The 23,304-nt window shown below is 65.7% G+C and carries 26 protein-coding genes and 1 pseudogene; 24 read left to right on the top strand and 3 right to left on the bottom strand.

The features are described from left to right. The 21 genes and pseudogenes from QZ378_RS04000 to ftsZ form a co-directional block, all read left to right on the top strand. Positions 1 to 356 (top strand): annotated as a pseudogene (locus QZ378_RS04000) (vancomycin resistance protein); the annotation flags it as partial. A gap of 64 nt (positions 357 to 420) precedes the next feature. Continuing rightward, on the top strand, positions 421 to 2,256 hold the full coding sequence (gene uvrC / locus QZ378_RS04005) for an excinuclease ABC subunit UvrC (RefSeq protein ID WP_291257390.1): 1,836 nt from the start codon (positions 421 to 423) through the stop codon (positions 2,254 to 2,256). Further along, on the top strand, positions 2,253 to 3,167 hold the full coding sequence (locus tag QZ378_RS04010; protein WP_291257391.1) for a DUF4358 domain-containing protein: 915 nt from the start codon (positions 2,253 to 2,255) through the stop codon (positions 3,165 to 3,167). Before uvrC ends, QZ378_RS04010 begins: the two co-directional genes overlap by 4 nt. Then, positions 3,116 to 3,466, top strand: a complete 351-nt coding sequence (locus QZ378_RS04015; protein ID WP_291257392.1) for a hypothetical protein — start codon at positions 3,116 to 3,118, stop codon at positions 3,464 to 3,466. The genes QZ378_RS04010 and QZ378_RS04015 overlap by 52 nt, the downstream gene beginning before the upstream one ends. 34 nt (positions 3,467 to 3,500) lie before the next feature. Then, positions 3,501 to 4,046 (top strand): 16S rRNA (guanine(966)-N(2))-methyltransferase RsmD, encoded by a 546-nt coding sequence (gene rsmD, locus QZ378_RS04020; RefSeq protein WP_191529475.1) that lies wholly within the window; start codon positions 3,501 to 3,503, stop codon positions 4,044 to 4,046. A gap of 31 nt (positions 4,047 to 4,077) precedes the next feature. After that, on the top strand, positions 4,078 to 4,575 hold the full coding sequence (coaD, locus tag QZ378_RS04025) for a pantetheine-phosphate adenylyltransferase (protein ID WP_291257393.1): 498 nt from the start codon (positions 4,078 to 4,080) through the stop codon (positions 4,573 to 4,575). Further along, the gene (locus tag QZ378_RS04030; protein ID WP_191380049.1) at positions 4,575 to 5,081 is read left to right on the top strand and encodes a hypothetical protein; all 507 of its coding nucleotides are present in this window, start codon (positions 4,575 to 4,577) and stop codon (positions 5,079 to 5,081) included. Before coaD ends, QZ378_RS04030 begins: the two co-directional genes overlap by 1 nt. A 4-nt stretch (positions 5,082 to 5,085) precedes the next feature. Beyond that, entirely contained in the window at positions 5,086 to 5,409 is a 324-nt protein-coding gene (locus QZ378_RS04035) for a hypothetical protein (protein WP_291257394.1), read from the top strand. Between the two features lie 5 nt (positions 5,410 to 5,414). Then, positions 5,415 to 5,831, top strand: coding sequence for a division/cell wall cluster transcriptional repressor MraZ (gene mraZ, locus QZ378_RS04040; RefSeq protein WP_087237407.1), 417 nt, complete (start codon positions 5,415 to 5,417; stop codon positions 5,829 to 5,831). Further along, positions 5,831 to 6,772 (top strand): 16S rRNA (cytosine(1402)-N(4))-methyltransferase RsmH, encoded by a 942-nt coding sequence (gene rsmH, locus QZ378_RS04045; RefSeq protein WP_191380047.1) that lies wholly within the window; start codon positions 5,831 to 5,833, stop codon positions 6,770 to 6,772. The genes mraZ and rsmH overlap by 1 nt, the downstream gene beginning before the upstream one ends. Before the next feature lie 43 nt (positions 6,773 to 6,815). Beyond that, entirely contained in the window at positions 6,816 to 7,373 is a 558-nt protein-coding gene (locus tag QZ378_RS04050; protein ID WP_191380046.1) for a hypothetical protein, read from the top strand. Positions 7,374 to 7,520: 147 nt separating this feature from the next. Next, positions 7,521 to 9,947: a penicillin-binding transpeptidase domain-containing protein gene (locus QZ378_RS04055; protein WP_291257395.1), complete on the top strand. Its 2,427-nt coding sequence runs from the start codon at positions 7,521 to 7,523 to the stop codon at positions 9,945 to 9,947. Positions 9,948 to 9,978: 31 nt separating this feature from the next. Continuing rightward, positions 9,979 to 11,418: a UDP-N-acetylmuramoyl-L-alanyl-D-glutamate--2,6-diaminopimelate ligase gene (locus QZ378_RS04060; protein WP_291257396.1), complete on the top strand. Its 1,440-nt coding sequence runs from the start codon at positions 9,979 to 9,981 to the stop codon at positions 11,416 to 11,418. A gap of 119 nt (positions 11,419 to 11,537) precedes the next feature. Then, a complete protein-coding gene (gene mraY, locus QZ378_RS04065; protein ID WP_191380043.1) occupies positions 11,538 to 12,518 on the top strand; it encodes a phospho-N-acetylmuramoyl-pentapeptide-transferase in 981 nt (326 codons plus the stop codon). An 88-nt stretch (positions 12,519 to 12,606) separates the two neighbouring features. Further along, positions 12,607 to 13,752, top strand: coding sequence for a putative lipid II flippase FtsW (gene ftsW, locus QZ378_RS04070; protein ID WP_291257403.1), 1,146 nt, complete (start codon positions 12,607 to 12,609; stop codon positions 13,750 to 13,752). A 419-nt stretch (positions 13,753 to 14,171) separates the two neighbouring features. Next, the gene (murG, locus tag QZ378_RS04075) at positions 14,172 to 15,299 is read left to right on the top strand and encodes an undecaprenyldiphospho-muramoylpentapeptide beta-N-acetylglucosaminyltransferase (protein ID WP_291257397.1); all 1,128 of its coding nucleotides are present in this window, start codon (positions 14,172 to 14,174) and stop codon (positions 15,297 to 15,299) included. 58 nt (positions 15,300 to 15,357) lie between these two features. Beyond that, complete coding sequence (gene murA / locus QZ378_RS04080; protein WP_291257398.1) at positions 15,358 to 16,605, top strand: UDP-N-acetylglucosamine 1-carboxyvinyltransferase; 1,248 nt, start codon at positions 15,358 to 15,360, stop codon at positions 16,603 to 16,605. Positions 16,606 to 16,690: 85 nt separating this feature from the next. Further along, positions 16,691 to 17,599: an FtsQ-type POTRA domain-containing protein gene (locus QZ378_RS04085; protein WP_087236717.1), complete on the top strand. Its 909-nt coding sequence runs from the start codon at positions 16,691 to 16,693 to the stop codon at positions 17,597 to 17,599. Next, positions 17,571 to 18,332, top strand: coding sequence for a DUF881 domain-containing protein (locus QZ378_RS04090; RefSeq protein ID WP_291257399.1), 762 nt, complete (start codon positions 17,571 to 17,573; stop codon positions 18,330 to 18,332). Before QZ378_RS04085 ends, QZ378_RS04090 begins: the two co-directional genes overlap by 29 nt. Continuing rightward, positions 18,332 to 18,718: a small basic family protein gene (locus tag QZ378_RS04095; RefSeq protein ID WP_087236719.1), complete on the top strand. Its 387-nt coding sequence runs from the start codon at positions 18,332 to 18,334 to the stop codon at positions 18,716 to 18,718. The genes QZ378_RS04090 and QZ378_RS04095 overlap by 1 nt, the downstream gene beginning before the upstream one ends. Before the next feature lie 61 nt (positions 18,719 to 18,779). Next, a complete protein-coding gene (ftsZ, locus tag QZ378_RS04100; protein ID WP_191380039.1) occupies positions 18,780 to 19,880 on the top strand; it encodes a cell division protein FtsZ in 1,101 nt (366 codons plus the stop codon). 125 nt (positions 19,881 to 20,005) lie between these two features. On the opposite strand, the gene rbr is transcribed toward ftsZ, so the two are convergent. From rbr to QZ378_RS04115, 3 genes are all read right to left on the bottom strand, one after another. Next, a complete protein-coding gene (gene rbr / locus QZ378_RS04105) occupies positions 20,006 to 20,539 on the bottom strand; it encodes a rubrerythrin (protein ID WP_087236721.1) in 534 nt (177 codons plus the stop codon). 47 nt (positions 20,540 to 20,586) lie between these two features. After that, on the bottom strand, positions 20,587 to 20,973 hold the full coding sequence (locus QZ378_RS04110; RefSeq protein ID WP_191380037.1) for a desulfoferrodoxin family protein: 387 nt from the start codon (positions 20,971 to 20,973) through the stop codon (positions 20,587 to 20,589). Positions 20,974 to 21,067: 94 nt separating this feature from the next. Next, entirely contained in the window at positions 21,068 to 21,451 is a 384-nt protein-coding gene (locus QZ378_RS04115; protein ID WP_291257400.1) for a Fur family transcriptional regulator, read from the bottom strand. A gap of 195 nt (positions 21,452 to 21,646) precedes the next feature. Between QZ378_RS04115 and QZ378_RS04120 the strand changes: the two genes are divergently transcribed. The 3 genes from QZ378_RS04120 (at position 21,647) to QZ378_RS04130 (ending at position 23,208) form a co-directional block, all read left to right on the top strand. Then, positions 21,647 to 22,000, top strand: a complete 354-nt coding sequence (locus QZ378_RS04120) for a hypothetical protein (RefSeq protein WP_291257401.1) — start codon at positions 21,647 to 21,649, stop codon at positions 21,998 to 22,000. A 148-nt stretch (positions 22,001 to 22,148) separates the two neighbouring features. Then, the gene (locus QZ378_RS04125) at positions 22,149 to 22,649 is read left to right on the top strand and encodes a sigma-70 family RNA polymerase sigma factor (protein WP_087236724.1); all 501 of its coding nucleotides are present in this window, start codon (positions 22,149 to 22,151) and stop codon (positions 22,647 to 22,649) included. After that, positions 22,642 to 23,208, top strand: coding sequence for a hypothetical protein (locus QZ378_RS04130; protein ID WP_291257402.1), 567 nt, complete (start codon positions 22,642 to 22,644; stop codon positions 23,206 to 23,208). Before QZ378_RS04125 ends, QZ378_RS04130 begins: the two co-directional genes overlap by 8 nt. Positions 23,209 to 23,304 lie beyond the last annotated feature (96 nt).

Genomic DNA, 23,304 nt, shown 5'->3' on the forward strand with positions numbered 1-23,304 from the left:
ACGTGTTTCCCGACTCCAACCGCACCCAGCCCTTCGGCAGCGGGGCCACCTGCTTTTATAATTACATGGATCTCATGGTGCGCAACGACACCCCCCACACCTGGCGCCTGTCCCTCCGGGTGACGGAGACCCACCTGGAGGGGGCCTGGCGGGCCGACGCCCCCCGGGACCGCCGCTACCAGGTGTACGAAAAAGAGCATGAGATCCGGGGAGAATACTGGGGCGGCTTCACCCGCCACAACACCCTGTTCCGGCGGGTGTATTCCCTGGACGGGACCGAGCTGGGGGACGAGTTCGTCACCGAGAACCATGCCGTCATGATGTACAACCCCATGCTGGAGGAAACCGCCCCATAGCGGGCGCACTCCGGCGGCAGGGCATGACAACCACCAGCGAGAGGGAGGACATATACTCCTAACTATGACTTTTGATGAACTGAAAGAAAAAGCACATGCCCTGCCGCTGAAGCCGGGCGTGTATATCATGCAGGACGCCAAGAACGAGGTCATCTACGTGGGCAAGGCCAAAGCCCTGAAAAACCGGGTGAGCCAGTACTTCGCCAACCTGGCCTCCCACACGGAGAAGACCCGGGCCATGGTGAGCCAGATCGACCACTTCGACGTGATCGTGGCCGACTCGGAGTTCGAGGCCCTGGTGCTGGAGAACTCGCTGATCAAGCGGCACCAGCCCCGGTACAACATCCTGCTGAAGGACGACAAGGGCTACCCCTATATCCGCCTGACGGTGAAGGACCCCTATCCCCGCTTCTCCCTGGCCAACCGGGCGGCGGAGGACGGGGCCCGGTACTTCGGCCCCTACGGCAGCCGGGGGGCCACCCAGAACATCGTGGACGCCCTGCGGGTGGCGCTGAAGCTGCCCTCCTGCAACCGGAAATTCCCCCGGGACATCGGGAAGGAGCGGCCCTGTCTCAACTACCACATGGGCCAGTGCGACGGCTACTGCCGGAAGGAGATGGACCAGTCCCGCTACCGGGAGGCCATCGACCAGGCCATCCGCCTGCTGGAGGGCAAGTTCCAGGAGGTGGGGGACGAGCTCCAGGCGGAGATGGAGCAGGCGGCGGAGGAGCTGCGCTTCGAGAAGGCCGCCGAGCTGCGGGACCGCTACCGGGCCATCGAGCTGCTGGGCAAGCGGCAGAAGGTGGTGGCCGGCTCCCTGGCGGACACCGACGTGGTGGGCTTCTTCAAGGGGGAGGCCACCAAGAGCTGCTTTGTGGTGCTCCACTTCGCCGGGGGCGATCTGGCCGCCAAGGACTGGGAGCTGATCGACACCCCCATGGAGGAGGACACGGCGGACATCCTGTCCGCCCTGGTGCGGCAGTACTACGCCCCCCGGGGGCAGATTCCCAAGCAGATTTTGCTGCCCTGCGCCCTGGAGGACGAGGTGCCCCTCATGCGCCTGTTCTCCGAGCAGGCGGGCCACAGGGTGGAGCTGGTCACCCCCCAGCGGGGGGCCAAGATGGACCTGATCCGCCTGGCCAACAAGAACGCGGCGGAGGAGGTGGAGCGCTGGACCACCCGGGAGGAGCGGCAGAGCAAGCTGATGGAGCTGCTGGGCCGCATGCTGGGGCTGGAGACGCCCCCCCGGCGCATCGAGTCCTACGACATCTCCAACCAGGGCGCCGACGACATCGTGGCCTCCATGGTGGTGTACGTCAACGCCAAGCCCCTGAAGCGGGACTACCGCCGCTTCAAGCTGAAGGACATGGACGGCCCCGACGACTACGCCTCCATGGACCAGGTGCTCCGCCGCCGGTTCCAGCGGTACCTGGACGGGGACGAGAAGTTCGCAGACAAGCCCGACCTGCTGCTCATCGACGGCGGCGTGAACCACGCCAACGTGGCGGTGCGGGTGCTGGAGGAGCTGGGCCTGTCCATCCCGGTGTTCGGCATGGTGAAGGACGACCGCCACCGCACCCGGGCCCTGGTCACCCCCGAGGGCCGGGAGATCGGCATCCAGGCCAACCAGGCCATCTTTTCCCTGGTCGGCCAGATCCAGGAGGAGACCCACCGCTTCGCCATCGAGTTCCACCGCCAGCAGCAGAACCAGCGGGTAAAGGGCTCGGTGCTGGACAAGATACCCGGTGTGGGGGAGAAGCGGCGGGCGGAGCTGCTGAAGCATTTCAAGAGCGTGAAAAATATCAAAGCCGCCTCCCTGGCGGAGCTGGAGGAGGCCGTGCCCAAAAACACCGCTCGGGCGGTGTACCAGTTCTTCCGGGAGAAGGAGGAGAGGGAATGAAGTGCCTGCTGCCGCTGCTGGCCCTGCTGCTGACCCTGTGCGCCTGCGCGGGGGAGGATGCGGCGGAGACCGCCGCCGCCCCGGCGGATTACGTGGGGGCGGATCAGGCCGCCCAGGCGGTGCTGGACAGCCAGGAGGACGCCGCCGGGCTCACCGCCATGGAGGGCGAGGCGCGGACAGACTACCTCACCGACATCTGCGGCGTGGAGGAGGGCCTGTGGACCGAGGCGGCGGTATATGCCGCCTCCGGCGTGGACGCCCGGGAGGTGATCGTCCTCCGGCTGGCCCAGGCCGACTACGCCGGGACTGAGGCGGAGGCGCTGGAGGCCCACCGGCAGGCCCGGCTCGGGGACTTCTTCGGCTACGCCCCCGAGCAGGCCGCCCTGCTGGAGGAGGCCCGGGTGGTGACGGCGGAGGGTTACGCCGCCCTGCTGGTCTGCGCCGACCCGGAGGGGGCGGAGGCCGCCCTGTCGGCGGCCCTGAACGGGGAGGCCGTCACGGCGCTGGCACCCGCACCCACCCCGGATGCAGCTCCGGAAGTGCTCAACCCCGAGCTGGACATCAGCGATTTTGAGCCCTTCGACCCGCCCAATGAATTTGACATGACCCTCTACGACACCTCCGCCATTCTGGCGGCCTGGGAGAGCGGGGAGGAGGAGGGCCTGAGCGAGAAGGACGGGGCCATCCTGGCCCGCTGCCGGGAGATCTTTGCCGGCTGCATCACCGACGGTATGACCGACTTTGAAAAGGAGCTGGCCCTCCACGACGCCCTGCTGCGGGGGGTCCGCTACGATGAGGCGGTGTACGACCGCGACACGCCCAGGGCCTGCCGGACAACACCAATCCCTATGGCGCCCTGGTGGAGGGATACGCCATCTGCCTGGGCTATGCCGCCTCCTTTCAGCTGCTGATGGATCTGGCGGGGGTGGAGTGCGTCACGGTGGTGGGGGCCTCGTCCCGCTCCACCAGCGACCACGCCTGGAACCTGGTGCGGCTGGAGGGGGAGTGGTACGGGGTGGACCCCACCTGGAACGACCCGGCCAGCTGGGAGGACGTCCCGGAGTCCGACTGGGACTGGACGCACCACCGGCACTTCAACGTGACCAGCGATTCCCTGCGCCAGAGCAACCACCAGTGGGACTATCTCAACGTGCCTGAGGCCGAGGGCACCCGGTTCTTCTGGAATGGCAGCGGCCCGCTGCCCCGGTGAAGGCACAGGATATACAAGAAAGCGAGGAATGAATATGCGCGTGATTACCGGCATTGCCCGGGGGCGGAAGCTGAAGGAGCTGCCCGGCCTGGAGACCCGGCCCACCACCGACAAGGTGAAGGAGTCGGTGTTCAACATCGTCCAGTTTGACATTGAGGGCCGGAGGGTGCTGGATCTCTTCGGCGGCACCGGCCAGATGGGCATCGAGGCCCTGTCCCGGGGGGCGGCGTCCTGCACCTTTGTGGACGTGCGGAAGGAGGCCGCCGCCGTGATCCGGCAGAACCTGGCCCACACCGGTCTGGCGGAGCAGGGGAAGGTGGTCCAGGGGGACTATCTGGCCTTCCTTACCGGCTGCCGGGAGAAATTTGACCTGATTTTTCTGGACCCCCCCTATGGCACCGGCATGCTGGAAAAGGCCCTGGAGATGATTGCCAAGATTGACATCGTCACGGAACATGGTATAATAGTGTGCGAAAGCGCCGCGGAGGCGGCGCTGCCGGAGCTGGCGCCCCCCTATCAGAAGGGCCGGGACTACCGCTACGGCAAGATCAAGATCACGCTTTACCACCGTGCGGTCTGAGGGCTGTGCGAACATAAGGGAGTGAGCCCCCATGAAAACCGCCATCTACCCGGGCAGCTTTGACCCCATTACCTTGGGGCATCTGAACATCATCAAGCGGGCCGCCGTGTGCTTTGACAAGCTGATCGTGTGCGTCATGGTCAACTCGGAGAAGGTGAACCGGGGCCTGTTCACCGAGGCCGAGCGGGTGGAGCTCATCCGCCGGGTGGTGGCCAAGCTGCCCAATGTGGAGGTGGACAGCTCCTCCACCCTCATTGCCGAGTACGCCCGGCAGAAGAAGGCGTGTACCCTGGTGAAGGGGCTGCGGGCGGTGTCCGACTATGAGAACGAGCTGCAGATGGCCCTCATCAACCGGAAGCTCAACCCCCGGCTGGAGACCATGTTCCTCCCCTCCAGCGCAAAATACACCTACGTCAGCTCCAGTATGGTGAAGGAGATGGCCCGCTACGGGGCGGATCTGTCCGACTTCGTGCCGCGGGAGATCATCGCGGACATTCAGGAAAAAATGAACGGCAGGAGGGATGGCTGATGGCCACCGGCGTGGAAGAATTACTGGACATGCTCTTTGAGATGATCGACGAGGCCAAGAGCATGCCTCTGAGCAGCGACAAGTGCATCCTGGAGCGGGACAAGGCCCTGGATCTGCTGGACGAGATCCGCGCCCAGTTCCCCATGGAGCTGGCCGAGGCCAAGAAGCTCATCGCCGCCCGCACGGAGTATATCGCCTCCGCCAAGCGGGAGGGGGAGCTCATCCGCAAGCAGGCGGAGGACAAGGCCAAGCAGATCGTGTCGGAGGACGAGCTGCTGGCCCAGGCCAAGCAGAAGGCCAACGAGCTGATGCGCACCGCCGAGGAGCGCAGCCGGGATCTCCGCAAGGCGGCCAACGACTACTGCGAGGACGCCCTGCGCCGCACCGAGGAGGCGGTGGCGGAGGCCTATGACGAGATCAAGAAGTCCCGGGCCCGGTTCCGGGCCCTGGCGGGTGGGGCGGCCCAGACCGGCCGCCAGCCCTATGACGTGGAGTCGGAGGAGTAATAAAATGGGAGCCGCCGGAGGGAAGAGCCTCCGGCGGCTTTTTCGCGGCAGAGCTGCGGCGGGTTTCCATAACAACACAAAATACGGGGCAAAAAGCCGCCAGACCACAAGGTCTGGCGGCTTTTTGATACCATTTGCAACGGATCGGATCGAACAAATGTTTTTCGTTCCGAAAAGGAAGGATTTCCGTTGGAATCCCGGTATTTTTCCCGGCAAAAAAGAAGAAAAAACTATTGCAATTCTGTTACAAAGCATTTATACTAAAGAGGAAAGTGGGGCAAAGTGGAGGGAAAGACCGCTGATAGACAGTAAAGTGGAGGGAGAGTGAGCAGCGTGACCGGCACCTACGAGCACAGCATCGACGCCAAGGGCCGCCTGTTCATCCCCGCCAAGCTCCGGGAGGAGCTGGGCGTCTCCTTCTATCTGGCCATGGGCGTGGACGCCTGTCTGGCCATCTATCCCCAGTCCACCTGGGATCGGTTTACAGAAAAATTTGCCTCCCTGCCCATGAGCCAGTCCAAGGCCATGCGCCCCCTGTTCGCCAACGCCGCCAAGTGCGAGCTGGACAGCCAGGGCCGCATCGTCATCCCCCAGAAGCTGCGCAGGTACGCCGGGCTGGACAAGGACGTGGTGATCATCGGCGTCCACGACCGGGCCGAGATCTGGAGCGCCGACGCCTGGGCGGCCCAGGAGGAGGAAGAGATGACACCGGAGAAGATGTCCGCGTGCATGGAGGCGCTGGGATTCTGATGAGTGAGCAGGTATTTTCCCACAAGCCGGTGCTGCTGCGCGAGTGCCTGGAGGCCCTGAATATCCGCCCTGACGGGGTGTATCTGGACGGCACCCTGGGCCGGGCGGGCCACAGCCGGGAGATCGCGGCGCGGCTGACCACCGGGCGGCTCATCTGTGTGGACCGGGATCAGGCAGCCCTGGACGCGGCGGAGGAGCGCCTCGCCCCCTGGCGGGAGCGGGTGACGCTGGTACACAACAACTTCTGCGAGCTGGACGCCATTCTGGACGGCCTGGGGCTGGAACGGGTGGACGGCATGCTCTTTGACCTGGGGGTGTCCTCCCCCCAGCTGGACGACCCGTCCCGGGGCTTCTCCTACATGGCGGACGCGCCCCTGGACATGCGCATGGATCAGACCGATACCCTGACCGCCCGGGCGGTGGTCAACGAGTGGCCCCAGGAGGAGCTGCGGCGCATCCTCTGGCAGTACGGGGAGGAGCGGTACGCCCCCGCAGTTGCGGGCGCCATCGTCCGGGCAAGGGACAAGCAGCCCATCGAGACCACCCTGGCGCTGGTGGACGTGATCAAGAGCGCCCTGCCCCCCGCGGCCCTGCGGGAGAAGCAACACCCGGCCAAGCGCACCTTCCAGGCCATCCGCATCGCCGTCAACGACGAGCTGGGCGCGGTGGACAAGATGGTGCAGCGGGCGGTGCCCCGGCTCAACCCCGGCGGACGGCTGGCGGTGATCTCCTTCCACTCCCTGGAAGACCGCATCGTCAAAAACGGCCTGGCCGCCTTTGCCAAGGGCTGCACCTGCCCGCCCGACTTCCCGGTCTGTGTGTGCGGGAAGAAGCCGCAGATCAGGCTGATTACCAGAAAGCCCGTCGTCTCCGGCCCTGAGGAGCTGGAGGAAAACCCCCGCGCCCGCAGCGCCAAGCTGCGCGTGGCGGAGAAGCTGTAAGGCCGGAGCGCATTCTACACGAGAGATTGGAGTGGACACACCCATGGCAACTGCCGTCAGACGCAGAAACATCAGGTATTCCAAGTATGACACCGTGCCCTATGAGGCCTATGACGGCTCTGCCGCCCGCCAGCTGGAGCGGGAGGAGGTGCTCCAGCCCCGCCCGGTGGTGCGTCCCCGGGAACGGGCGGTGGTGCGCCCCCGGGTGCGCGTGCGGGAGGCCGGCGCCGTGTCCCCCTTCGCCGTGGTGGGCTTCCTGGCGGTGGGCGTGTTCGCCGTGCTGCTGCTGTTCAGCTACGCCCGGCTGATGACCATCTCCCAGCAGGTGGTGGCCCTCAACAGCGAGATGACCACCCTCCAGTCCGAGGAGGCCAAGCTGCGGGCCCAGTATGAGCTGGCCTACGATCTGGATGCCATTCAGGAGTCCCTGACCACCAGCGGAACCATGGTGGAGCCCCAGAACGGCCAGACGGTGTATGTGGATCTGTCCGAGCCCAACACCGTGAAGGTCTTCCAGCAGGAGGACGGAACCTCCGGCCTGGAGGGCATGTTCCAGAGCGTCAAATCCATTGCGGAGGAAATCGTGACATATTTCCGGTGAGTGCGGCCATATCATGATTTGGAGGCCCCAGAAAGAGAGACGGGCTGCCCGGCGGCCCTGATACACAGAAAGATGAGAGGGTGTAAGAAAAGGAATTTTCTTACACCCTTTCCGGTACTTCCATCCCCGAAAGGCGCGAGGTGAATCATGGCAGAGAGAAAGCACAGACGAGTCGTCCAGCAGCCCGACCACCGGGCCAACCGCACCATCCTGGTGCGCACCCTGATCCTGCTGGCCGTCTTTGGCGTGGCGGTATTCATTCCGCTGTTTGTCCGGCTCTGGCAGATCCAGATCCGGGATTACGACCGCTTTCAGGAGCTGGCGGTGGAGCAGCAGACCGGCGACTCCGTCGTGGCCGCCCAGCGGGGCGTGATCTACGACCGCAACGGCGAGGTGCTGGCCATGAGCGCCACGGTGTACAACATCCAGCTCTCCCCCAAGGAGATCCTGGCCTGCCAGGAGGCGTACGCCGACGACGTGAAAAACGGGAAGGAGCTGGATTACCCGGAGCCCACCGACGAGTTCATCGCCTCCAACCTGGCCCAGATCCTGGGCCTGGAGGAGGAGGACATCCTGAAACGGCTGGAAAAGACCTACTCCATGTACGAGATCATCGCCCAGCGGGTGGACGAGGACACCCGCAACGAGGTGCTGGCCTTCACCACCGAGAACCACATCACCGGCATCTTCACCCCGCCCACCACCATGCGCATCTACCCCAAGGGCAGCCTGGCCGCCCAGGTGATCGGCTGGGTGAACCCCAACACGGAGAACACCGGCGCCTACGGCATTGAGGCCCAGTACGAGAGCGTCCTGGCCGGCGAGACCGGGCGCATCGTCACCGCCAAGAACGCCGACGGCACCCAGATGCTCTATCAGTACGAAAACTACTACGACGGGATGGACGGCTGCGATCTGGAGCTCACCCTGGACTCCAAGATCCAGAGCTTCTGCGAGAACATCCTGGCCAAGGGCATCGAGCAGTTCGAGGTGCAGGACGGCGGCTTCTGCATCGCCATGGATCCCAACACCGGGGAGATCCTGGCCTGGGCCAACTCCCCCACCTTTGATCCCAACGACCCCTGGGCGGTGAGCGACCCGGTGCTCCTCCAGTATCTGGCGGATATCGAGAGCGGGGAGTACACCAAGGAGGAGGCCTATCAGAAGGCCCTGGCCGAGGGCGCCACCACCGAGGTGGCCAGAGACACGGCCATCTCGGCGGCGGAGAGCGAGGTGCTGTACAAACAGTGGGCCAACCGCTCCATCAGCAGCACCTATGAGCCCGGCTCCACCTTCAAGTCCATCGTCCTGGCCGCCGCCCTGGAGGAGGGCGTGGTCAGCGAGAGCAGCACCTTCTACTGCTCCGGCGTGGCCCAGGTGGACGGCTGGAGCGGCGCTCCCATCCAGTGCTCCGACCGGGACGGCCACGGCACCCAGACCCTGGCCAAGGCGGTGGCCAACTCCTGCAACCCGGCCTTTATCGCCATCGGCCAGGCACTGGGGGCGGAGAAGTTCTACAACTACCTGGAGGACTTCGGCTTCCTGGAGAAGACCGGCATCGACGTGCTGGGCGAGTCGAACATCAATCCCGTCAGCGCCGGCCTGATCTGGGATCGGGATAAGTTCACCAACGTGGATCTGGCGGTGGCCTCCTTCGGCCAGCGCTTCCAGGTCACCCCCCTCCAGCTCATCACCGCCGCGGCGGCGGTGATCAACGGCGGCCACCTGATGCAGCCCTATGTGGTCAGCCAGGTCACCGACCCCGACGGCAACGTGGTGCAGCACACCGAGCCCACCGAGGTGCGCCAGGTGATCAGCGAGCAGACCAGCGAGCGCTGCCGCACCATTCTGGAGGGCGTGGTCAACGGCGGCACCGGCCACAACGCCGCCGTGGAGGGCTACCGCATCGGCGGCAAGACCGGTTCCTCCCAGACCCTGTACGGCAGCGACTACACCATCGTCTCCTTCCTGGGCTTTGCCCCGGCGGACGACCCCCAGGTGATCATCCTGCTGGCCTACAACAGCCCCAAGCCCGCCGCCCCCGGCGCCAACACCACCGCCGGCGGCTGGTACATCAGCGGCGGCAACATGGCCGCCCCCATGGCCGGCGAGCTGCTGGAGGACATCCTGGGCTACCTGGGCGTGGAGAAGACCTACACCGCCAGCGCCGACGTGCTGGTGCCCAATCTGGTGGGCCTGGATCTGGCCTCCGCCACCGCCAGCCTGGAGAAGAACGGCCTGTCCCTGCGCACCGTGGGCGACGGGGCCGCCGTCACCGGGCAGATCCCGGCGGCGGGCGCCTCCATCCCCGGCGGCAGCCAGGTGGTGCTCTACATGGGCGAGGAGGTGCCCACCGACCAGGTGACGGTGCCCAGCGTGGTGGGCCTCACCGCCGCCCAGGCGGAGGAGAAGCTGGCCGCCCAGGGCCTGTACATGCGGGCCACCGGGGCCTCCGACTACAGCTCCGGGGTGGTGGCCTACGAGCAGAGCGTGGCCGCCGGCACCAGCGTAGACCGGGGCACCACCGTCGAGGTGCGCTTCAGCGACAGCAGCGCCAGCGGCGAGGGCCTGTAGCCGCATCCATTTTCAAGATCGGGGGGAGAGCATGAGACTGAACCAGCTGCTGGCCGGCGTGGCGCTGACGGAGCGCCGCGCCGGGGACGTGGAATGTTCCGGAATCTGCTATGACACCCGAACCATGGTGCCCGGCTGTCTCTTCGTGGCCCTGCCGGGCTACAAGACCGACGGACATAAGTATATCGCACAGGCCCTGGAGCAGGGGGCGGCGGCGGTGCTCTGCCAGCATCCGCCGGAGGGGGAGGGCCCCTGGCTGGTCACCCCGGACGCCCGGGCCGCCCTGGCGGCGGTTTCCGCCAACTGGTTCGGGCACCCCGCCCGGGATCTGACCCTGCTGGCCGTCACCGGCACCAACGGCAAGACCACCACCACCTACCTGCTCAAGGCCATGCTGGAGGGGGTGCTGGGGGCCAGGGTGGGCCTCATCGGCACCAACCAGAACATGGTGGGGGAGGAGGTGCTCCCCGCCCACCGCACCACCCCCGAGTCCTACGAGGTGCAGCAGCTCCTGCGGGAGATGGCGGACGCTGGCTGCACCCATGTGGTGATGGAGGCCTCCTCCCACGCCCTGGTGCTCCACCGGCTGGACGGCCTGCGCTTCCGGGCGGGCATCTTCACCAACCTGACCCAGGATCACCTGGACTTCCACGGCACCATGGAGGCCTACCGGGACGCCAAGGGCCTGCTCTTCCGCCAGAGCGGCACCGCCGTCCTCAACCTGGACGACGAGGCGGGCCGCTACTTTGCCCGCACGGTGGCCGTCCCCAGGCTCACCTATTCCGAGCGGCGGGACGAGGCGGATCTCACCGCCAAGAACCTGCGCCTCTTCCCCGACAGGGTGGAGTTTGAGGCGGTGGCCGAGGGGGCCATTTCCCGGGTGAGGCTGCCCATACCCGGCGGCTTCACCGTCTACAACGCCCTGGGGGTGCTGACCTGCGGCCTGGCCCTGGGCCTGCCCCTGGCGGACTGCGCCGACGCCCTGGCAAAAGCCCCGGGGGTGAAGGGCCGCATCGAGGTGGTGCCCGTCCCGGCGGATTTTGCGGTGATCATCGACTACGCCCACACCCCCGACGCCCTGGAGAACATCCTCACCACCGTCCGGGATTTCACGGCGGGGCGGGTGATCTGCCTCTTCGGCTGCGGCGGCGACCGGGATCGCACCAAGCGGCCCCAGATGGGGGCCATCGCCGGCAGCCTGGCCGATGTGGCGGTGGTCACCTCCGACAACCCACGCACAGAGGAGCCGGAGGCCATCATCCGCGACATCTTGCCCGGCCTGGAGGGGACGGCGGCGGAGGTGGTGGTGGAGCCCGACCGCCGCGCCGCCATCCGGAGAGCCCTGTCCCTGGCGAAGCCCGGCGACACGGTGGTGCTGGCGGGCAAGGGGCACGAGACCTACCAGGAGGTGGGCACGCAGGTGCTCCACCTGGACGAGCGGGAGGAAGTGGCCGCCTATTTCGCCTCCTGAGCCGGAAATTTGTTGCTTTTTTGGAGTGGAAACCCGCAGAGGATTGTGATACAATAGATGGCCGGCCCGCCGGGCGGGCAAAAATCGAGCTTTGAGAGGCTTTGGAGGTTGCAAAAGACATGCTGAGGATCGTCATCGGTGTGATACTGGGCTTTGCGGCGGCCGCCCTGGGGGGCAAGGTGCTCATCCCCTTCCTGCGGCGGATGAAGGCCGGCCAGTCCATCAAGGAGATCGGCCCCACCTGGCACATGTCCAAACAGGGCACCCCCACCATGGGCGGCCTGATGTTCATCATCGCCGCCGCGGCTGTGACGGCCGTGCTGGGCTGGCCCGACTTTATGGCCGGACGCTTCGGCGGGGCCTTCGTGCTCCTGTTCGCCCTGGTATTCGGCATCATCGGCTATATCGACGACTACATGAAGGTGAAGCACCACCAGAACACCGGCCTGACCGCCCCCCAGAAGTTCCTGCTCCAGCTGGCGGCGGCCATCCTGTTCACCGTGCTCATGCGGAGCCACGGGTACCTGAGCCCGGTGCTCTACCTCCCCTTCTTCGACGTGAACCTGGCCCTGCCCTGGCCGGTGTACATGGTGTTCGCCGCCTTCGTCATGGTGGGCACGGTGAACGCCGTCAACATCACCGACGGCATCGACGGCCTGGCCGCCGGGGTCACCATCCCGGTGATGGCCTTTTTCACGGTGCTGGCCTGGTACTGGCAGCACCTGGAGATCGGCCTGTTCTCCGGCGCCCTGATGGGGGGGCTGTTCGGCTTCCTGCTCTACAACTTCCACCCGGCCAAGGTGTTCATGGGGGACACCGGCTCCCTGTTCCTGGGGGGCGCGGTGTGCGGCCTGGCCTTCGCCCTGGACGTTCCCCTGGTGCTCATCCCGGTGGGAATCATCTACATTGCGGAGACTCTGTCTGACATTATACAGGTTGGATACTTCAAGCTCACCCACGGCAAGCGGATTTTCCGCATGGCGCCCCTTCACCACCATCTGGAGATGGGGGGCTGGAGCGAAGTAAAGCTCTTCTGTGTCTTTTCCGGCATCACCCTGGTGATGTGTGTGCTCACCTTCCTGGGGGTCATGAACCGGTAAGGAACCCCTGCGGGGGAGAAAGGAGGGGAGACCCCTGGCAAAACGCAAGCGCGATCTGACCATGGAGGAACAGCTGGCCCGGGGGCCCATGGATCTGCCCTTCCTGATGCTGGTGGTGCTGCTCACCGGCATCGGGGTGATCATGGTGTTCTCCGCCTCCTACGCCACGGCCTATTATGAGGGACGGGATCCCACATTTTACTTCTTCCGCCAGGGCCTGTTTGCCGTGGCCGGCCTGGCCATCATGTACGTCGTCTCCAAGATCAACTACCAGACCTTCCGCTGGCTGTCGGTGTTCGCCCTGATCCTGGCCATCCTGCTGCTCATCGCGGTGCTGATCCCCGGCATCCACACCGACCGCAGCGACAATGTGAAGCGGTGGATCGCCGTGCCCGGCCTCGGCACCTTCCAGCCGTCGGAGATCGCCAAGGTGGCGGTGATCATGTACTTCTCCTCCCGGCTGTCCAAGCGGAACACGGAGAAGCCTGTCCGCCTGTCCCCCCGCAGTCCCCTCAGCGGGGTGGTGGGCGTCCTGGATCGCATCGGCCTTCTGGAGCTGGTGCCCTACGGGTTGATCCTGCTGCTGATTGTGTTCCTTATGAGCAGGGAGCCGCACATGTCGGGCACCCTGCTGATCCTGGCGGGCGCGGCGGCGGTGCTCTTCGCCGCCGGGATTAAGCTGCGCTGGTTTGCATTGGGCGCCTCGGCTCTGGTTGGGCTGCTGCTCCTGGTCATGCAGGACTATCAGTCCACCCGTATCCTGGTGTGGCAGGATCCCTGGTCTTACAAACAGGACGGCGGCTGGCAGATCATCCAGTCCCTCTACGCCATCGGCTCCGGCGGCCTGCTGGGCCTGGGCCTGGGCAAGAGCCGCCAGAAGTTCCTCTATCTGCCCGAGCCGGAGAACGACTTCATCTTCGCCATCGTCTGCGAGGAGCTGGGCCTGATCGGGGCGGCGGTGATCCTCATCCTGTTTGCCCTGCTGGTGATGCGGGGCTACTGGATCGCTATCCACGCCCGGGATCGGTTCGGCGCCCTGCTGGTGGTGGGCATCACCACCCTGACAGCGGTGCAGGTGTTCCTCAACATCGCCGTGGTCACCAACCTGATCCCCACCACCGGCATCTCCCTGCCCTTTTTCAGCTACGGCGGCACGGCCCTGATGATCCAGCTGGCCGAGATGGGCGTTGTGCTGTCGGTGTCCAGGCAGATTCCACCGACGAAACAGGAGTGAAAGGATGTCTAGGGGGGATTACATCCCCCCTAGATACGCGGTCATCGCGCCGCCCTATGGGCGGCACAATGACCGCGATACCCCCCTCTCCCCCGCACGGCGGGGGAGGCCCTGGCCGCCACGGCCAGGGGTATCGGTGTGCTGCGCAGGCGCATGTCCTGCTCCGCACATTTTATGAATTGATTTCCGCCTGCGGCGGAAACTCTGCGAGGCTGTAGGGGCGGCCTGTGGTCGCCCGCGGGCCCTGTCCAGGCCGTGGCGCGCGACGACCCCGGCGCGCGTCCGTCCTGCGGGCGTGGTGCCCCCTTGCGGGGAAAACTCTGCGAGGCCGTCCCCTGCGGGGGTATCGATTTGCCTGTAGGGGCCGCCGCCCTCGGCGGCCCGTCCCCGGTCATTTTTTACGAGGAGGAGAAAAGCGCATGAAGATCCTCTTTACCTGCGGCGGCACGGCGGGTCACGTAAACCCGGCCGTGGCCCTGGCCCAGATGTTCCAGGAGCGGAACCCGGGCTGTGAGGTGCTCTTTGTGGGGGCCGACGGCGGCATGGAGACCCGGCTGGTGCCCAAGGAGGGCTATGAGATCCAGACGGTGACCATCACCAACTTCCGACGCTCCATGGCTCCGGCGGCCATCGGCCACAACGTCAAGACCCTGCTGAACATGAACAAGTCCAAGAAGCAGGCCAACGCCATTCTGGACGCCTTCCAGCCCGACCTGGTGGTGGGCACCGGTGGCTATGCCTCCTTCCCGGTGGTAAGCGCCGCGGCCAAGCGGGGCATCCCCACCGCCGTCCACGAGTCCAACGCCGTCCCCGGCCTGACCACCAAGGCCCTGTCCAAGGTGGTGGACGTGGTGATGGTGGGTTTCGAGGAGAGCCGCAGCCACTACGACACCCCGGAGAAGGTGGTGGTCACCGGCACGCCGGTGCGGGGGGACTTCTTCCGCTATACCCGGAAGGAGGCCAGGGAGAAGCTGGGCTTTGCCGACGACAAGCCCCTGGTGCTCTCCGTGTGGGGCAGCCTGGGGGCGGAGGTGATGAACCGCCAGATGGCCCAGTGCATCGCCCTGGAGTGTCGGGACGGCGCCCCCTTCCGCCACATCCACGGCGCGGGCCGGGATTACCACGCGGTGGTGGAGGAGCTCCGGGACAGCGGCGTGGAGAAATTCACGGAAATCGACGTGCGGGAATACATCTACGACATGCCCCTGGTGATGGCGGCGGCCGACCTGGTGCTGTGCCGGGCGGGGGCGTCCACCATCGCGGAGCTCACCGCCATCGCCAGACCGGCGGTGCTGGTACCCTCCCCCAATGTGGTGGCCGACCACCAGACCAAGAACGCCCGGGTGCTGGCCAATGCCGGCGGGGCGGTGCTCCTGCCCGAGGGCGAGTCCAGCGGGGAGAAGCTGTACAGCCTCATCACCAAGCTGCTGGACGACAGCGCCCGGCGGGAGACCATGAGCCGCGCCCTGCGGGACATGGGCGTGCCCGACGCGGCGGAGCAGATCTACAAAACCCTGACCGGTTTGCTGGAAAAACCGGCCCATTGAACCCGTGCGTTCCCCTCCGCATAGGATGGCGTACCAAACCACTTGCGGAGGCTGGAGCATGAGTACTTACATCGTCGAGGGGGGCCGCCCCCTGGAGGGCTCCGTGCGGGTGCACGGGGCGAAGAACAGTGTCCTGCCGATCCTGGCGGCCTGCCTGCTGGCGCCGGGGGAGTGCGTCATCCACAACTGCCCGGAGCTGTCCGACGTGCGGGCCTCCCTGGACATCCTGCGCCGCCTGGGCTGCCGGGCGGAGCGGCAGGGGGAGGCGGTGGTGGTGGACGCATCCGCCCCCACGGGGTGGGAGGTGCCCGACGCCCTCATGCGGGAGATGCGCTCCTCGGTGATTTTCCTGGGGGCCATCCTGGGCCGCATGGGACAGGCGCAGCTGTGCGCCCCCGGCGGGTGCGAGCTGGGCCCACGGCCCATCGACCTCCACCTGGCCGCCATCCGCGCCCTGGGGGGCGCGGTGGAGGAGGCGGGGGGCGGCCTGCGCTGCTCGGGCAGGCTCCGCGGGGCGGATATCGTCCTCTCCCTGCCCAGCGTGGGGGCCACGGAGAACGCCATGCTGGCGGCGGTGAGCGCCCACGGAGACACCACCATCACCAACGCCGCCCGGGAGCCGGAGATCGTGGATCTCCAGAACTTCCTCAACACCCTGGGAGCGGATGTGCGGGGGGCGGGCAGCTCCGTCATCACCGTCCGGGGGGGCGCGCCCCTCCACGGCGGGGAGTACACCGTCATGGGCGACCGGATCGTGGCGGCCACCTACCTGGCCGCGGCGGCCTCCGCCGGCGGGGAGATCCAGCTGACGGGGGTGGACTGGCGGCACCTGTCCACCGTCACCGCCGTCCTGCGGGAGGCGGGCTGCGCCGTGGAGAGCCGGGCCGCCTCCATCCGGCTGGGGTGCCGCAGCCCGCTGAGGGGGGTGCCCCCGGTGCGCACCGCCCCCTATCCCGGCTTTCCCACCGACGCCCAGGCCCCCCTCATGGCCGTCATGGCCAAGGGCAGCGGCTGCACTGTCTTTGTGGAGAACATCTTCGAGAGCCGGTACCGCCACGTGGATGAGCTGACCCGCATGGGGGCGGACATCCGGGTGGAGGGCCGGGTGGCGGTGGTGTACGGCGTGCCCCGGCTCCACGGGGCAAAGGTGCAGGCCGCGGATCTCCGGGGCGGGGCCGCCCTGGTGGTGGCCGCCCTGGGGGCGGAGGGGCGCACGTCGGTGTCCGGCGTCCACCATATGGACCGGGGATACCAGTCCCTGGAGGGGGATCTCACCGCCCTGGGGGCCTCCATCCGGCGAATTTAAGGTTTTTCTTAGGATGCGTTCACAAATCCGCAACCTTTGGATGGGATACTGAGAGAAAACGACTAGAACAGGAGACCGGTGCATCATGGCGGCGAGAAGGAACAGACGGGGACGGCGGAACCGGGGGCGCTTCGGCGCCCTCTATAAGCTGCTGTCCGCGGTGCTGATCCTCGCCGCCATTGTGCTGGGCTGCGTGGTCTTTTTCCGGGTAAACACCGTGGAGGTGGTGGGGGACTCCCCCTACACGGCGGAGGAGATCATCGCCGTCTCCGGCGTGGAGCAGGGGGACAACCTCTTCGCCCTGAACAAGTACCAGATCAGCAGCCGCATCTACACCCAGCTGCCCTACATCGACACGGTGAACTTCGTCCGGCGGTACCCGGACACCCTGGTGATCCATGTGACGGCGGGCACCCCGGCGGCCTGGTTTGAGAGCGGCGGGAGCTGCTGGCTGGTGGACAGCCGGGGCAAGATCCTGGAGAGCGGGGACGAGAGCCTGGCATCAGGCCGGGCCCAGCTCCTGGGGCTGGAGCCGGTGAACCCCACGGTGGGAAACACCATCACCGTCCGGGAAGAGGAGCAGACCCGGCTGGAGCGGCTGACGGCCTTCCTGTCGGCCATCCAGGCGCGGCAGATGACGGGCAGCCTCACCAGCTTCATCGATCTGACCGCGGATTACGAGCTCCGCTTCGGCTATGGCGACAACCTGACTGTCCTCTTCCCCATGAACGGAGACTTTACCCAGAGCACCTACTATCTCCAGCAGACCCTGTGGACTATGGATGAGCGGGGCATCCCCCGCAACGGCACCCTGGATCTGACCTACGGGGACAGCGAGGCCCATCTGCTGCCCGAGCGGTGGCTGCCGGACGGCGCTGCGGATGTGGAGGAGACCCAGGAGCCCGGGATTGTGGAGCCCACCCAGGCTCCGGATCCGGAAAACACGACGGCACAAGGAGAGAGCGATGAAACGGATACGACCCATGCAGAATAGGGGCGAGCTGGCCGTGATGGCGGTGTGCGTGGTGGTGGGCTTCCTGCTGGCGGCCCAGCTGCGGGGCGTCCAGCTGGCCGGGGCGGCGGACGCCACCAACGCCAGCCGGCTGGAGACCCTCCAGAGCCTCTACAACGACGTGGTGGAGGAGCGGGACGGCCTGACCGAGCAGGTGGGCCAGCTCCAGAGCGAGCTGGAGCTCTACCGCCAGCAAGCGGCCTCCGGCGATGAGGGCAGCGAGGCCCTCAAGACGGAGCTGGAGCAGATGGAGATCACCGCCGGCCTCACCGACGTGGAGGGCCCCGGCGTCACCGTGGTGCTGGAGGACTCCACCCAGGCCAATGTCACCGGGGACGAGGCCGACTACCTCATCCACGACAACGACATCCTGTCCGTGATCAATGAGCTGCGCTCCGCCGGGGCGGAGGCCATCTCCCTCAACGGGGAGCGGATTCTGGCCACCAGCGAGGTGCGCTGCACCGGCGCGGTGGTGACGGTGAACGGCCGGCGCTATGCCGCGCCCTACGTGATCTTCGCCATCGGCGATCCGGACACCCTCTATTCCGCCCTGACCATGCGCAACGGTGTGGTGGACATACTCAGCCAGTGGGGCATCACCGTCCGGGTCACCGCCAGCGACCAGCTGCTCATTCCCGCCTACAGCGGCACCGTGGACTACCAGTACGCCAAGCCCGTCGCCCCGGACGAGGACGGCGGAGAGGGGGTGGGCTGATGCTGGAGCTGATCGGACTGATTATCGGCCTGGTGATCGGGCTCATCTCCCCCTGGACGATCCCCGTCCAGTGGTCTCTCTACGCCGCCTGCGGCCTGCTGGCCGCCCTGGACTCGGCCCTGGGAGGCTTCCGGGCCCGCATCAAGGGGGAATTCAAGCTGGGGGTGTTCCTCTCGGGCACCATCGGCAATGCGTTTATCGCCGTGTTCCTGGCCTGGCTGGGCCAGAAGCTGGGCCTGCCCCTCTACCTGGCCGCCGTGGTGGTGTTCGGCACAAGGATGTTCCAAAACTTTGCGGAAATCCGGCGGGAACTCTTGACCTCCAGGCAAAAGAGCGATAAAATAAGGCAAGATGTAGTTACGCCCGGGGAGGACACCACAAAATAAGTCCTTTTCCGGCAGAACCTGCGCATATTTTACGAATTGGTTTCACATAGGAGGAGCAGTTATGGCGTTTGGACTGGATACCGGCCCGGATACGGTCGTTACCATCAAGGTCATTGGCGTCGGCGGCGGCGGCAACAATGTGGTCAACCGGATGGTGAAGTCCGGCACCAAGGGTGTGGATTTCATCGCGGTCAATACGGACAAGCAGGCGTTGGCCGTCTCCAGCGCCACCCAGAAGATCCAGATCGGTGAAAAGCTCACCGGCGGCCAGGGTGCGGGCAGCGATCCGGAGGTGGGGCGCAAGTCCGCCGAGGAGAGCCGCAGCGCCGTGTCCAAGGCCCTGGAGGACGCGGACATGGTGTTCATCACCGCCGGCATGGGCGGCGGCACCGGCACCGGCGCGGCCCCCATTGTGGCCGACATCGCCAAGGAGATGGGCATACTCACCGTGGGCGTGGTGACCAAGCCCTTCAACTTTGAGGGCCGCCGCCGCATGCTCCAGGCCGAGAAGGGCATCGAGGAGTTGCGCACCCGGGTGGACTCCCTGGTGATCATCCCCAACGAGCGGCTGAAGTTCGCCACCGATCAGAAGATCACCTTCGCCAACGCCTTCGAGATCGCCGACGACGTGCTCCGCCAGGCGGTGCAGTCCATCTCGGATCTGATCAAGAACACCGGCTTCATCAACCTGGACTTTGCCGACGTCACCGCCGTCATGCAGAACGCGGGCATGGCCCACATGGGCGTGGGCCGGGCCGCCGGCAAGAACAAGGCCGAGGAGGCCGCCAAGATGGCTATCTCCAGCCCCCTGCTGGAGACCTCCATCAACGGTGCCAAGGGCGTGCTGGTCAACGTCACCGGCTCCATGGACATCGGCCTGGAGGAGGTGGAGACCGCCGCCAACCTGGTACAGCAGGCCGCCCACCCCGACGCCCTCATCATCTTCGGCGCCGCCTTCGACGACACGCTGGAGGACGAGATCCGCGTCACCGTCATCGCCACCGGCTTTGAGGAGCGGGAGGGCGCCATGCCCAGCAAGCCCTTCACCGCCGCCGGGGAGAAGAAGGCCGAGGCCCAGCCCCAGGACAAGGCCGAGCCCGCCGCCCCCGCGGAGGACGACCCCTTTGAGGACATCTTCAAGATCTTCAACCGGGGGAAATAAGAGAGAAAACCGATCCCGGCCCCGAAGCAGAGCTTCGGGGCCGGGATTTTTGCGCCGGACTGAGGCTGTCCGCCGTCCCTCCGGCAAAAAAGCGCCCCCGCCGGCCGGCGGGGGCGGATGTATGCTCAATAATTCTTGGCCTGGAGCTCAAAATAGGCCTGGGGATGGGCGCACACGGGGCAGACCTGGGGCGCGGTGCGGCCGAAGTGGATGTGGCCGCAGTTGCGGCACTTCCAGACGTACTCGCCGTCCTTCTCGAACACCTTGCCCTCCTCCAGGTTCTTCAGGAGGGTCAGGTAGCGCTCCTCGTGCTCCTTCTCGATCTTGCCCACGCCCTCGAACAGGAAGGCCAGCTTCTCAAAGCCCTCGGCCTTGGCGGTCTCGGCCATCTCCTTGTACATCTGAGTCCATTCCTCGTTCTCGCCGGCGGCGGCGGCCTTCAGGTTGGCGGCGGTGTCGCCGATGCCGCCCAGCTCCTTGAACCACAGCTTGGCGTGCTCCTTCTCGTTGCCGGCGGTCTCCTCAAAGATGGCCGCGATCTGCTCAAAGCCCTCTTTCTTGGCCTTGCTGGCGAAATAGGTGTACTTGTTGCGGGCCATACTCTCCCCGGCAAACGCCTTCCAGAGATTGGCCTCGGTCTTGCTGCCCTTCAGTTCCATGTGACTCAGCCTTCCTTTCTCAATCAGATTTTATCAGGTGAGAGCCCTCAGCCCTCGCCCTTCCAGTAGCCGTGGAGGTTGCAGATCTCGTAGGCCTCCACCTTGTCGCCCCGCACGAAGGTCTTCAGCTCGGGCTTGTCGCCGGGCTTGGGGAACTTCATGGTGACGGTGTCGCCGTCCACCGCGGCAATAAAGGAGATGTAGTGCTCGGGGAGCATGGGGTGCTCCACGCTGCCCACCTTCACGGTGACGGAGCTGCCGCTGCCGTGGGGGGTCTTCTCCACCACGGGCACGTGCTTCTCCTGGGCCGCGTCGGTGGTGTTGGGAACCAGCTCCTCCATCTTCTGGCCGCAGCACATGACGGGCACGCCCTTGTCCACAACCTTGAAGATGATGTTGCCGCAGTGGGTGCAGTAATACAGCTTGAACTCCATGAAAATCAACGTCCTTTCCTGAATCATTCGTGGTTCTGCTATTATAATACTCTTTGGTTTGTTTTTCAAGCGGCGGTATGCCGCTGGGCAGGGCTCAGTGCAGCGGCTTGCATTTTTTGCAAAGGCCGTGGAAGGTGAGCTCGTGCCCCGTCACATCGTGCCCGCTGGAGAGCAGGGCCTGGCGATCCAGCTCCGGATCGTAGGGCAGCTCCAGATCGTACACCCCGCCGCACTGGTCGCAGCAGAAGTGGGGATGGGGCGCGGTTTTGGCGTCGTACCGCTCCACGGGAAAGGCCATCCGTCGGATCACACCCTCGTCCGCCAGCAGGTTCAGATTTCGGTAAACCGTGCCGAGGCTCAGGGCGGGATTCTCCGGCTTCAGCCAGCGGTACACCATCTCAGCCGTGGGGTGCTCGTCCGTCTGGCACAGGGCCTGGTAGATCAGCTCCCGCTGACGGGAGTATCGCTTGCCGTTCATAGGCCACCTCTTTTCGACGAAGATAAACAGTAACTATTACTGTTATTGATATGATAGCACAGCTGTTAGGAAAATGCAACCCCTTTTTTCCAAAACATTTCTTGCCGGGGCTAAATCCGCCGCCGCGGCACATACTAGCTGCGGGTGAAGCCATTTGTGACAGACCCCTTTGTAAATCATGGAGGAGGAACACACATGAAACGCATTGGAATTGCTCTGGCGCTGGGGGCGGCCCTGCTGCTGCCCCTGGCGGCCTGCGCACGGGAGGACGCCCCCGCCGTCACGCCTACCCACACCCCGGCGGCCACCGCCAGCCCCCATGTCAGCCCCGAGGCCACGCCGCCGGTTACCGCCACCGACACGCCGGTTCCCGGCGGCACGGCGGAGCCGGGAAGCGTGGGCGATGACTTGAAGGACGCGGCCAAAGACGCCGGCGACGCCGTCAAGGATGCGGCGGAGGGCGTGGGCGACGCGGTCAGGGGCGCGGCGGACAAGGCCAAAAACGCCGCCGACGACATGCTCCGGGACGGCCGGACAGCCGTTCATTGACGGCAAAAAGCGGTATGGGGGAACCCATACCGCTTTTCTGCGTCCAAAATTCGGAGAAAAATTTCCGCCCCGGTGAGATATTTCCGCCCTGACGGGGGTATTCACAGTGAAAGGCCTTTCCAAGACGACCGAAAGAAGGGGGATGCCCATGACAGAGGAGACGTTCGAGCAGGTGGTGCGGCGCTACGGGGACATGCTCTACCGGGTGGCATTCCACGCCCTCCGGAACCGGGCGGATGCGGAGGACGTGACACAGACCGTGCTGCTCAGACTCTATCAGCAGGGCGGGCGGTTTGACAGCGAGGAGCACCGGAAGCACTGGCTGCTGCGGGTGGCGGTGAATGAGAGCCGGCGGCTGCTCCGCTCGGCCTGGCGGCGCCGCTCCGTGCCCCTGGAGGAGTGGACGGAGCGGCCGGCTGAGGAGGATCCGGCCAAAGCCGAGCTGTTCCAGGCCGTCATGGCCCTGGAGCCCAAGTACCGCCTGACCATCTATCTCTACTACTACGAGGGCTGCTCCGTCAAGGAGGTCGCCGCGGCCCTCCGCGCCAAGGAGTCCACGGTGCAGACCTGGCTGCAGCGGGCCCGGGATCGGCTGCGCCGCACCCTGTCCGGGGACGGGGAAGAAGAGGAGGGATCCAGTTATGTTTGATCCAAAGCTCTATCACGAGGCCTGCTCGGAGATGCATGTCTCCGAGGAGAAATTACAGGAGGTCATTCATATGACAGAACAGAACAAGAAGCGCGCCATCCGCCGCCCCCTGCGGGTGGGGCTGGCGGCGGCCGCCCTGTGCGCGCTGACCGTAGTAGGTGCCAGCGCCGCAAACCCGGAGTTCCTGGAGGAGATCGTGCTGTCCATACGCTCGACCGTGGTGGTGAGCGACTATCAGGAGGAGCTGATCATGGAGGACGGCTCCCAGATCACCGCCCTGCGCTACCCCGACGTGTCCGTGGAGGAGCGGGACGGCCGCACCATCCTCACCGTGGACGGGGCGGAGACCGACATCACCGACGCGCTGTCTGAGGACGGCCGGTATGTCTGGGAGGACACCGACAACGGCAGCCAGGCCCAGGTAATCGTCACCCTGGACGAGGACGGAAAGCCCGTGTGGGTAGCCAACGTGGCCGCCGCAGGTGAGACCTTTGAGGAGGCCGGAGTATCCGTGGTGTCTGAGCCGGCTGATGGCCGGCCGGATTTCTCTGCGGACTGAGAACAATAAAACGGCGTGGGCCCGATGGTATCGGGCCCACGCTGTAGGTTTGTCAAACATATTGGACAGTGAATTCGTTCGGAGAAAGCCAACTAA

The sequence above is a fragment of the Flavonifractor sp. genome (genome assembly GCF_019422385.1).
Classification (GTDB): domain Bacteria; phylum Bacillota; class Clostridia; order Oscillospirales; family Oscillospiraceae; genus Flavonifractor; species Flavonifractor avistercoris.